Origin of the sequence: Luteibacter sp. UNCMF366Tsu5.1, assembly GCF_900119235.1 — a bacterium.
In the GTDB taxonomy this organism is placed as follows: domain Bacteria; phylum Pseudomonadota; class Gammaproteobacteria; order Xanthomonadales; family Rhodanobacteraceae; genus Luteibacter; species Luteibacter flocculans.
In genome coordinates, this window is the sequence record NZ_FPIS01000001.1 from 822,376 (window position 1) to 834,244 (window position 11,869).

Consider the following 11,869-nt stretch of genomic DNA (forward strand, 5'->3'; position numbering starts at 1 on the left):
TCCCTCACGGTTGGCGCTTTAGCCAGACGGCATCGATTTGCAGGGATCGCAACCAGCGATTTTCCAGCCCAGCGTAGGCATCGCGAATGCGGTCCTCCACATGCTCTGGGTCCCAAACCGCGGTCCGCTCCAACGGCTCGCACTCGGTGCGCGTTGCGGGACGCATGACGCCACCTTCGTAGATCTGAAACTTCTCTGGGTTGATCGGATCTTGAATGAAGGTCGGTGGTGCCTTCAATGCAGGAACAGCATCAGGGTTCATCCTGACCACCGGCCAGCGCCCTGATACGACGGCGCGGTCCATGACGGAAACATAAAACATCGGATGCCGTTTCAATGCCTCTTCAACATCAGAGACATCGCGGCCGTCAAACACCGCAAATTTTGGCGATTTAAGAGCAACCGCGTAGGCAGTCAATCCATCATCGTCCAGGGATATCTTGAAGACCTCTCCCGCTTGGGGGCGAACTCGCTTCGGCCGCTGACTCATCACTCGCCAAACTCCGTTCGTGCGGCTTGCCGATAAGCCTCGCCCTTGGGATTTTGAGAACTAATACCGTTGATCTCATTGCCCGAATTGCCTCCCGATCGCCTCGCGCCACCATAGTTTTCAATCATGATTTGTTCTTGACCGCGAATGGCATCAGGGTTCGACGAAGAATACATCAACTGAGCTGGGCCAAATCCCTTCGCATTCATGTGATGCGAGGCGTGACGTCGGGCCAGAAACCAGGGGGAGTCCCGTCTTGGTTGTCTTCGTGTTCTTCGGTTGAGATCTGCCGCGAACTCGCTTTCACTCGATGCTTCTATCGCGTAATGTGAAGCGAAACGCATGAGCCGCGGACCTCTAACAAGACTCGATAGGCCAGTCATGAACCCGCGTGAAGAAACCATACTTGCCGTCGCCGAGATAGTCCGAGACTCGGCTGCAATGAACGATGCTGCCCTTGCCTTCGACTTTGACGAGGCTCGTTTTCGAGCGCAATTGATCGTTGGCAAGGCGGATGCGGTGGGGCTGCTTGATATATCGCTATCGGCGGCTCGCGTGCTTGATCGACTTGGGCCCCTGGGGGCGGTGCCGCGATCAGGCTACGGCGACGCGATGTTCGCCGTAGCTGACCAGCTTGGCCGTATAGGATTTGCCCCTCTGTAGCCGGGCTGACCACAACCGCCCCTGCCGTTGCTTGGGAACTAGGTCGTCTCCGGGGTGTGTTTCCGTCCCGGCACCTCGACGGTCGATTCACGCACTTGAGTCCTTCCTCGTACGGTGGCTAGCCATCGCTGACCGCTGGATGAGCTAGCCATTTCAAAACGTTGCTCCATTCCGGAGAAATCGATTGCAGCCTGAACGACGCGCAGCTCTTCGGGTTTGTGCTGCGCAAGCCACCCAACCAGGTCGGCTTGTGTGACGAGTCGAGCTAAGATCGTCCGAACAATCACAAAGTCCCATATTGGCTGTGCGTCTCGGATTAACACCGACCGTTGACCGTCAATTCTCACGCTGAGTTCGCGTGTCACTGATGGATGGATCCGGCCTGGGAACAGTCCAAGCGCAGGAACGGCACGAGATACAGCCTCGATATGGGACGAGCAGCAACGCTGCAGATCTCGGAAGGCTTCTCCGGGATCCTCTTCGAACTCAGCCGTTCCATCGGGGTACTCCAGGTCGCTGGCGCAGCCCGTGATTGCGGCTGCCACTTCTCGGAGCGACCCAAACGTGTACTTGGCGATCCATCGATGTGCATTGGTCGCCACCTCCTTAGGAGCCCACTGATAAACCGCATGGGGCCACAGCACGTAGTCATGGATTGTCTCGCCGTCTGAGTCCATGCGAGCGAAGACCACGAGTTCGGCGTACTGAAGCCGCTGACGGATGAACCACCGGTCTCGTCCCTTGTACGGATAGGCACGAAGTGCGACGACCGCGATAGCCAACCCCGCACTTAGGGCGAGCTTGCGCCCTTTTACGACGGTCGCCACTCCACGCGCTCGAAGTAGCTCGCTTAGGTCTTCGACACATTTCGCACGTGCCTCTACGACCCGCCGACGGGCGTCGGCATACTTGAGGCTTCGCGTCGCCTCGTATCCCAGCAGTTCGTAGGTCTTCCGCAAGCTACCAAAACGCCGGATGTAGACAGGAATGGACCATGCACCGGGTTCTGACTGAATCACTGCGGTGGTGAGCCTTCCGCGTTTTGCCAAGATTTCGCGCAGGGCATCAAGGAGTTCATCGTCGGTGATGTGTGGCCCCCTTAGCCGAATGCGCTGCTTGGCTGACGCGAAGGTCCTTCGAGAAACAAGGGCAGGATATGCTCCCTTCCGTGTTGTCCACTCCTCTGCGGGGGCATGGATCACTCGGCCGTTAATCCGCCCTCTTGTCCGTCCGTAGATCATATCCCCCACGTACTTCTCATTCGTCAGGATCGAGTGGACGTTCACTCCTTTCCATGGCTCCCCTTTCACGTTGGGGATACTTTCTTGATTCAACCGACGGGCAATACAGACCTCGTTTCGCCCAGCCAGAAACTCTCTAAATATCCGCCTAACTACTAGCTGCTCTTTCTCCGGGCCAAGCACCAGGACGATCCGATCCGTTCCAAGTGACTTCCTCTCTCCGGGCGCGAGCATTTGCTTCGGAACGCCGTTGTGGTCAATCAACATGCGCCGAAAGGCGTAGCCTGGGGTTCCTCCCTGTCGGAAGCCCTCACCGACAAGCCGCCGATGCCCAGCAGCGACCTTGACGGACAATTCTCTGCTGAACTCCGCAGCCATGACCCGCTTAAGACCCTTCATCACCGAAGAGAACGGAGAGGAATCACCAGTAAAGGCTTCCGCTACGTAGATGACAGGGATTCCTGCTCTCGTGCAGATGAATTCGTAGTACGCAGCCTCGTCAGCATTTTGGAAGCGTCCCCACCGACTCACGTCATAGACAAGCACAGCCTCAAAATCGGCATGTCCACCGCTGACGTCAGCCAGGAGCCGCTGCAAAGCGTCTCGGCGGGCCACGCCAACACCGCTCCTTCCCCCGTCGAAGTATCTCTGAACAATATGCATCCCCCGCGCATCAGCAAAAGCACTGATGGCGGCGGACTGATTCGCTGGCGAATAGGTCTGCTGATCCGTGGACATGCGAATGTACTCTGCCACTCGCATAGCTGTCTTCAAATCAGCGGAGGCAGCAGGTCTGCTCATTTCGACCCACCTCAGGAGACATGGCGTAGCCTGACAGTACGCTTCAACAGCGTCGGAAATAGAACAGTTCCGGCACCGATCATGAGCGCTCTGCCTCGCGAGCAGCTAGAACGCTAAGAGTGGTTGATACGCCCGCGCCAAAGACGCCGATTCCTTCATCCGCGGCCGAGACGGCCCATGCTGTGCATTGGCGATGGGCCAAGCACCCGTTTCCGTAGCGCGCCCGTCCTGACTTAGCCACGGAGGCACGCCTACATGACGCGCTAAACGGCTCGCCATGGGCGGACGTGCAAGCACGCCACCTCGCTGAGGCGGATGCCAAGCTGACCGCAGAGCAGCTCGAAGCCCAGTGGATCACGCGCCCGACTGCTTCGCTACCGAAGGCACGCCTGTGAGACACGCATGCAACAGAGCGACGCGCTCGAGGAGGCCTTAGAGGAGGCAGCGTCCTCGTGCGCCACCCGAGCGCTCGCACGAGTCGCCAGTGAAAGTTATGGGGCGTTCGACGGCGGTATCGCCGTCGAACAGCATGCAATAGCCAATCAGATGGTCAAGGAACAATGGCCATCGACCGATGGCGCGCTTAATTACCCTTCACCATCGCCCCCGGAGGCGCTTGCGCGTTTTCAATACCATCTTTCAGCGACAAGGTAATGGCCGAAGACTTCGAATCAACAGAATGAAGCATTCGGGCCTTGTTGGCGTGCAGATAACTCACATCCAACCGACCCGGTGATGCCCAACGCACGTCCACGCCGTACGCATGGGCGTTTCTCGTAGCGCCATAAATTTCAGCCACCGCCTGATCTACGTCGCAAGTCTTTTGGGCAGGAACAACGCAAACGACGTAATTGTAGGGCGACGTCCCATCTATTCCCCCTTCGAGCACAACTGCATCTTTAGAGCCATCGGGGCTTGTTAGCCGAGCGGCCTCAAGAGCTTCTGGCTTACACCCACTCAACGTCCCACAGGTTATTAGACACGCAGCGCAGAGATACTTGCGTGGAAAGCGGGGCATAGTTGACACCTTAGGAAGGTCCGCTTGGGGGGGCGCGAAAGCGGACCTAATGCGGATAGCGTCCCGGCGATGGTGTTTCGATCATATGACGGTCCGCAATGGCCCAATGTCGGCCTTCGTACCAAGCGTGGACAAAGTCAGAGAATGCGCGGACTTCGAGGCCAGGCACTGTAAGCCACGATTCGATTGGCAGCTCGCGAGCCCAGGCGATTCGACTCTTTTGAACCACAACCGGGCATTCCGATCGACATTTCGGGCACGAAAAGAACACCGCCGACAGTTCTGTCGACGAGCTTGCACAGTTATCGAGCATTTCGCCAACACCAAGGGGCGCGCCGCAGCTCAAACATTCAAAAGACATATCCACTCGCCTACGCCCTCCCTTTTGGCTTGAGGCAATCTAGCCCTCGCAGTGTTCGCGTTAGGTCGAAAGCGGGATCAACCACTGGCGACGGGAATACAACGAGGAGCGACCGAAAAAAGCGTTGAGCGGGTTGACACCTGCCGCCTGCGCGAAGCAGTTAAAGTAGCTCCGGACTCAAAATCGCCCCGCTACTTAAAGCGGGGCACCGGTCGAGCGCGGGGCATAGCTGATCAGTCCATGCTTCGTCAGCGGATGTCGGCAACATGCGGTCATCAAGAGGGTCAAATGACCACCTATTTCATGTAAGCCATGACGTTAACGATGCATCCTGAGTTCCGATCAATCCAAACAGCCATCCCGCCGCCCGTTGCTATGGGTTCGGACGCATTTCCTTGAACGATCCAAACGTTTCCACGCCCCCGAATAACCGTTAGGGGCAGTTGCTTTTTCACCTCAGCTTCGCCGAATTTCGCTTGCAGAATCGCCAGCCCAACCGCCTCAGCCGTTCGCTTATCTGGGACATAGTCGGGGTGATCTGCACTTCTGGCTTGCGCACTCACGACTGCAGTCAACAGTGCGAAAAAAATTGAACCTCTCCGTAGCATCGGTAGATTGCTCCGTTACCACTGCGACCGCCATATTGGTTCCATGGAATATTCCGTCCTTCGTTGCCGATACTCATGTCAGCCTAGCTTAGAACACTTTGATACGCACTCGAGTCGAGTATCCGGGCCGGATCGCCGTTAACGGGGACGATTTCGCGCAGCCCAACGAACAAACGTTCATCGCATCACCGCTTTGTGGCAGCCAAGAGATCGAAGTACGAATGCCCTTGGCTATCCACGCATCCGCCGCAGCATCCAAAACTGGGGTAAGCCAAGTTCGACTTGCCTGGACGCGTCATACCGAAAAGATTGTTCAACGGCTTGCCGCCAGATTTTGCGTTCGTCTCGTAGATATGCTTCATGTCCCACCCGCTCTCCTGCAGCGCGCTGGACATGACAAACAGCGGGTCGATTCCAAGCTCTTTGCCCATGCTACCAAAAACTTTAGTGATGGCCGGCTGCACGATCGGCAATTTGCATTTGGGATTGTTGGGGTTTTTCGCGCAACAGCCGGTCGAGTCCGTGAGGCCCAGCTGCAAACTGGCGTAGGTATACGCACTCACCCAGATTGGCCGGGGATCTCGAAAAGATTTACCGGATAATCAAATCCGCCCGCACTGCGGCACTCAATCGTCTAGTCAGCGCATCGAAGCAACTATGCTCGGTCGGACGAGCACGGTCATCGCACCCCAAAGCTGGCCCAAGTGGTTTTGGGGACACCGCTCATCCCGGCCGCATAGGCACACGGGCGGCGGCACAAAAGCCCAGGGCTGAAAGAAGTCCGAGGCCAAACCCTTTACCCAGTTGCTCGAGCAAGATATTCAGTTCAGACGGCCATCTGCCACGAAGAACCGTTAGTGTGACAACGAATACGATTGCACCAATGACACTTGCACCAGCGCAAACGTATCTAACAGACAACTTTTTCCAGCGCGCTAAAACCTTCAACCATGGCCAGCCTAAGAAGACCAGCGCCATGAAGGCGCTAGGCAGCCCAAAGAGGTACGTGAAACCCAAGGAACCCAACAGAGCATTCCATGGCCAACTGTCACCCATCGCAGAGTAATAAAGAAAATTCGCCAGGAAGAAAACAAACGGGATGGATAGGGATGTGACTATCGTCCCGGCCCAGAGTCGACGTTGAGAAAGCATTACGGATGACATGCTTGCGCCTCGCACCAATCGACGGCCCAGTTGCTGAACGGGGGATCTCCCCCGAACACGGAGCGCCCCAGGAAGACACTGAGCCACCCGCTATAGCGTTGAAAACTTGTTTATGAAAGTCAGCAATCGCTTGGCCGCTGACCATCACTGGGTTGGTCGGCGACACGTTTGCACGTCCAGCTGCGCGCCCCGCGTCGCCAAAGCTCGCCAAAGCTCGCCAAGGCTCGTCGTTATACCGAGTCTGGGTCACTCGGAAGAAATCGCTCAATTTCCCGGCGGATCCGGCTTTAGGGCATGCGGGAACGATGCACGCTTCCCATCTTCACCAACGCGCTTTAATTTTTCCTGCGCTTCTTTGTATCCGGCGTTGGCTGACTTTCTCAGCCAGAACAATGCACGCTCGCGATCAAGCGCCGTGTCGTTGTTCATGAAGTCTTCGTAGACATTGTATTGCGCGACCGGATCGCCATTCTCCGCGGCAATGAGTGCCCAGCGCCTTTCCTCCATCGGGTTAAGAAGCACGAAACCGTAAAAAATGGAGATTTTTGACGCCGCCTCCGACGACCCACGCATCGCCTCAACCGCAAGGGTTTGCAATTGCTGCTGCGTGAGGACCAAGTCTTGATTGAGGTTCACCGGCTGCTCCGGCGCAGTTTGCGCGTGGGCAGTCTGAACCGCTAACCAGAGCACTGACATGAGTAGCGTTTTAGATTGCTTCATGAGAAGGCCTTAGGGCTGAAATTCCAGAATGGTTCCGGTGTTGGCATGGTCGAAAGTCAGCCCAGTGGGCGAAATATTTTGGCTGTCCCAGGTGACGGGCTGCCCGTTCGAAAGGGCGCCGGCGCTTTGAAATGTCCCTTTGCCTAGCCAACCGAAGTTATCTGGCGCTTGGACGGGAGCATTTAACTCTCTGGCAAGCAACTGAGCAAATGAGCCCGATTTATGCCAAATGCGGCGGTCCGGCGTAACGCCCGTGTTGCATGCCAGCAGCAACACCGTCTCACCAGGCGAATAGTTTGGATCCGCTTGGATCATCGCAGCAAGGTCTCTCGGCGATAGTTTTTGAATCCGGCTGTTTTGGTCATTAAGCACTTCAAGCGGGTTGCCGTGGGCCCCTACGACATAGGTCCCCGGCGGTGAAACAAAGCTTTGCGCGCTTTGATATTGCGGAGTTCCCGGCTTGAACAGGTTTAGGTCGGTGAGTCCCAGCGGATCGAAGAGACTTAGCGGATTACCACTGGCATATGCATACGTGCTGATGCCGCCTGCCAAGCCGATCGGATCGCTCTGAATGTATCGCCCCGTAGCGCTGTCGTAGTAGCGATGAATATTGTAGAGAAATCCGCTTTCCTGGTCCCAGTATTGACCAGCAAACCGCAGATTCAGCACGTATCCACTCGCCGACGTCGGCGCCTGCTCACCAAATGGATTTCCCTGGTAGGCCCAGTTCCACACCACCGTGCCGGCGGTGTTGGTGACCGCGCGGGGCGTATCCAGGCCATCGGCATGCACGAAGTTGATGGAGGAACCGTCCACCACCGCGACCGGGGTGTTATCCATCCACACGTAGTCCCGCGACGCGGTCCCATACTCGCCCAGCGGGCCAGCGGGACCGTAGACGTAGCGCGTGGTCGTCGAGCCAACCGTCTTGGCAACACGGTGCGCTGAGGCGTCGTAGGCGTAGGTCGCGACCGTCGCCCCGCCCTGCTGAAGCACCGTCAGCTGACCACGTCCGTTATAGCCGTACCCCCAGGCCATACCAGCGCTGGCATTGCCGGTGGTTGACCCGTTCGCATCATAGGTCCGAGACTCGGAGCCGATGCCCGTGAGTCGATGCGTGCCGCTTTGATATCCGTAATTGCCTGTGGCCAAGCCCGGAGCAGACTTCGTCAGTCGATCACCGGTCTTCGAGTAGGTGTAAGCCTCGACGAGAGCGCCGCTGGCGTCCTTAACACCGGTGAGCCGATAGAGTGGATCGTAGGTGTAGGTCTCCGTGGCCGGCGATGCGCCCGCGGCGTTGCCCAAGGCCACGATGTTGCCCACCGCATCCCGCGCCACATGCAGGTTCAAGGCCGGGCTGGTGATATCGGTGAATCGGTAGTTGGCATCGTAGCTGCGGACGATGGTTTGGCCGTTACCTAGGGTGTAACTCGCTACCGGGCCAAACGGCAGATAAGTAGCCGCACTGACAACGGCGGTGGCTGCGCCCTTGACCGGGGTGACGGTGACCTTCGTCACCTGGCCGACGGCATCGCGTCCGTATTCGGTCACGAGTCCACTCGGGGAGGCAACCGCTGCCAAGCGACCGGCCTTGGTGTAGATATAGTCGGTGATGTCGGTGACCGTGCCTTGCGTCTGGCGCTGCTCGGTCACGCGCCCCTGGTTGTCGTAGCAATACACCGTGGTGACCGCACTTTCGACCACCCGAGTCAAACGACCGACGGGGAACGAGCTGGCACACCCGGTGACACTCGCGGCCTCATCGTAGTGGAACGCGACGTTGAGCGTGGCGTCCGTGTAACTGACGGACGTCTTGCGACCCAGCGCATCAAACGCTTGGTTCGCCGCGGTGGATTTGGCGTCTGTTCGGGTCAGCGCGTTGCCCGCAGGATCGAAGGTGGAAGATTGTGTGCCCGTATCGGGGCTGGTCAGGGATGCAGGGTTGCTCAGCCCATCGAAGCCATAGGTGGTCACCAAGCCATCGGGGTCGGTCACCGACTTAACCTGGTCCAGAGCGTCCAGCGAGAGTTTGGTCGTGCTCGACTTGGAAGCATCCGTGCCGCTGGCATTGGCGACGGTGCTGACCACGCGGTCTAGGCCATCATAGCCGCTCTTCTGAACCGTCCCGAGCGCATCCTTGGCTGACACCAGGTTGCCGTCGGCATCGTAGCTGCCGCTGGCGGTGGCGTCGAAGACGACATGACCCAGCCCATCGGTCACACTGACCAGCTGACCCAGCGTGTTATAGCTCCGCGAGAGGCTTTGCCGTGACACGCCCAGCGCGTCGAACGTCTCCTCCTTGATCCGATTGCCCGAGGCATCCAAGGTGTAGTGGATGTGCTCCCCCAAGCCATTGGCCACATCAACCAAGCGATGAGCATCGTCGTAGCTGTAGGTGACCGCCACACCGTCCGCATCCGTCACCGACGTCAATGCGCCCACCGAATCGTAGGTCAAGGTGGTCGTGGCATCACCGGCCGACGCCGTACCGTCGGTGTTGGCTCGCACCGTTTGGCTGGCCAGCCAGCCACGTGAGGTGTAGCTGAGATCGGTCACGACCCCATTGGGGTCCTGGCGACGCACCGGTCGCCCAGTCCGATCGTAGGCCAGCACTCGCGTCACCTGACCCAGTGCATTGGTCACTTGTGCCAGATCACCCGCCCGGTGACACGCCCCGCCCAGCGTGCCGCACCCTGATTCATCCGTCGTGAGGTAATAGCCCAGTTGGGTGACATCACTGACATCAGCACGGGGGCCATCCACCGACAGCAGCAGTCCGACCCGTGGGCACTGGGTGGCGTCGACCGCGTCGCAGTAGGTCATGGTCGAGCGCCGCACGCCAGCCGGCGCGGCACCCGTGGCCGAGCACGTATAACTTGCAGCCGTGGAGATGGTCGGGTCCATCTCGCACTGGGCCGTCACTTGGCCGCGTGCGTTGTAAGCCCATCCGAGTTTGGCGACAACGGTGCCTGAAGCATTGCTGATGGTGCGCGTCAGCGGATTGCGCCAGAGCGTGTCCCACGTGGTCACGGTGGTGCGCTGATCCGTGGTGTTCTTCGCCTCGATGCGCTGGGTTTCCAATCCAGCCGGTGTATTGACCACCGACGTAACGTGATTGGCGAAGTCGATAAAGCTTGAGGGCCATCCGTTCGCATCATAGTTGATGGTCGAATAGGGTTGCGCGCAATCGGGGCCGCAAGGTGCCGAACCCCCGGTGACGTGCGATTGGGCTTTGAAGCTCTCGAAATTGAGTGCCGTCTTCGCGCCCAGCGGCATGGTCGCGGTATTGCGCAGCTGACCGTAAGTGACTTGGTAGGTGTCCACATTGCCGGCGAAGCTCGCCGAAATAGCTCGACCGCTGCTGTCGTAGGTGGTGGTCTCGAACCTCACCCCTTTTTCGTCGACCAGACCGGTCATCGCGTTGGGCTGAGCCTTGCCGCCTGTGAGGGTGCTCTCGTTGTAGACATACGTGCGCGAGTGACTGTCTGGGTAAGTCACCGAGGCTAGGTTGCCTTGGCTGTCATAACCATACGAAAGCACTGCCCCGTCGGGCAGCGTCACCGCCGCCACGCGGCCTGCGCTGCTGTAGGTGAAGTTCAAAGCACGCCCATCTGGCCCCGTCACGGTCAGTAGCAGACCCGCACGGGGCGCCGTCTGCGAAGGGGTGCTGGCCGTGCTGTAGGCAAGCATGGTGACTGCGCCGGACAGATCCACGACCGACTGGAGCGTCCCATCCAGGGTGTAGTGCTCCGTCTCGCGCGCGGCGCCGAGAAACAAGGCGTAACCGACAAGGTGCCCGGTGCCATCGGTCTCGTCGCTCAGGGTGTTGACGGTATTGGCTGCCCCCACCCATCCGCCCGTGCCTTTTGAGAATCGCTCCACCGAGCCATCGGGGCGATAAACGGCGGCCGTCGTCACCGGCGCATTGCTCGACCCTGCGGCGTCATGGAGCGCCAGCGAGCGGTCAAAGCTGTGGCGCCAGTGGGCACCCATGGCCGTTGAGGTGACCGTGGAGTCGCTGTTATAGAAGCGACGAAAGGTCAGCGCCTCATTGTCTCGAAAGTCTGTGTCTTGCTGGTACTTATTGCCGTTGGACGCGTTGATGGGGTCCCCGACAAAGTTGGAACCTGGGCACATGGTCCCTGATTCTTTCGCAGCATCTCCGGAGCTTCGTAGCGGGCTCGATCCGCCCAGCGCTCCGCCTTTTCCACCATTCGCCGCCGCGCAACCTCCCAGGTTTTTCTCGGGATTCTGCGCAACATACTCGGTCGCCCAAACGCCATAACCCGCCGTATTGGGTTGGGTGGCTATCGCCGCGGCTACCGCCGAGTCACGGGCATCAGTGTCGTAATAGTAATAATAAAGCGTGGGGCAATTGGTGGTGCAGTTGCCGCGCATCTGGGCCGCGAGCGATGCAACGGCGGCGTCGAGAGACGAAAAGGTCCCGTTATAGCCGCTGGTCAGGTAATAGGGTGCGCCGTAGGTTGACTTGGCCCAGGTTGAACCGCTCACGCAAAGCAGTAAAGCGAGCGAACACTGGACGATCAACCGAACCAGGGAGCGAGCGGACCAAGTCCTTGTCGTGGACATCGCAGCAATCTCAGGAGAGGTGCCGCATTATCGAAAAGTCTTGCTTCAGCGGCGTGTCGGCGCAGACCTACAGGTCCTGTAGGATTTCCCCTACAAACCACCGTCGCGGTGGGTGACGCTCACATCGAGTGCCAAAACTATGGCGATGGTCCATTGCGCGAAGCGCGCCACGACCGACGTGCTGCTGCGCCGTCCGGTGCAGATGCAGCACAC

General features: G+C 58.7%; 8 protein-coding genes. 2 read left to right on the forward strand and 6 right to left on the reverse strand.

Annotation, left to right across the window (positions count from 1 at the left end; genetic code table 11):
- Positions 1–4: 4 nt before the first annotated feature.
- Together BT115_RS18240 and BT115_RS18360 are read right to left on the reverse strand one after the other, a co-directional pair.
- Positions 5–490 carry a hypothetical protein gene (locus BT115_RS18240; RefSeq protein ID WP_083527288.1) on the reverse strand — a complete coding sequence of 162 codons (486 nt, stop codon included), beginning with the start codon at positions 488–490 and terminating at the stop codon, positions 5–7.
- Positions 490–834, reverse strand: coding sequence for a hypothetical protein (locus tag BT115_RS18360; protein WP_143144451.1), 345 nt, complete (start codon positions 832–834; stop codon positions 490–492). The genes BT115_RS18240 and BT115_RS18360 overlap by 1 nt, the downstream gene beginning before the upstream one ends.
- Before the next feature lie 37 nt (positions 835–871).
- On the opposite strand from BT115_RS18360, the gene BT115_RS03580 reads away from it, so the two are divergent.
- Entirely contained in the window at positions 872–1,153 is a 282-nt protein-coding gene (locus BT115_RS03580; RefSeq protein WP_072321153.1) for a hypothetical protein, read from the forward strand.
- Positions 1,154–1,191: 38 nt separating this feature from the next.
- On the opposite strand, the gene BT115_RS03585 is transcribed toward BT115_RS03580, so the two are convergent.
- Positions 1,192–3,195 carry a recombinase family protein gene (locus BT115_RS03585; protein WP_083527289.1) on the reverse strand — a complete coding sequence of 668 codons (2,004 nt, stop codon included), beginning with the start codon at positions 3,193–3,195 and terminating at the stop codon, positions 1,192–1,194.
- Between the two features lie 1,455 nt (positions 3,196–4,650).
- Between BT115_RS03585 and BT115_RS18365 the strand changes: the two genes are divergently transcribed.
- The gene (locus BT115_RS18365; RefSeq protein ID WP_255369380.1) at positions 4,651–4,743 is read left to right on the forward strand and encodes a transposase; all 93 of its coding nucleotides are present in this window, start codon (positions 4,651–4,653) and stop codon (positions 4,741–4,743) included.
- A gap of 624 nt (positions 4,744–5,367) precedes the next feature.
- Here the strand turns inward: BT115_RS18365 and BT115_RS03600 are convergent.
- The 3 genes from BT115_RS03600 to BT115_RS03610 form a co-directional block, all read right to left on the reverse strand.
- Entirely contained in the window at positions 5,368–5,745 is a 378-nt protein-coding gene (locus tag BT115_RS03600; protein WP_143144452.1) for a glucosaminidase domain-containing protein, read from the reverse strand.
- 865 nt (positions 5,746–6,610) lie between these two features.
- Positions 6,611–7,066 (reverse strand): sel1 repeat family protein, encoded by a 456-nt coding sequence (locus BT115_RS03605; protein WP_072321157.1) that lies wholly within the window; start codon positions 7,064–7,066, stop codon positions 6,611–6,613.
- 9 nt (positions 7,067–7,075) lie between these two features.
- Positions 7,076–11,578 (reverse strand): RHS repeat-associated core domain-containing protein, encoded by a 4,503-nt coding sequence (locus tag BT115_RS03610; protein ID WP_177257369.1) that lies wholly within the window; start codon positions 11,576–11,578, stop codon positions 7,076–7,078.
- Positions 11,579–11,869: the final 291 nt, after the last annotated feature.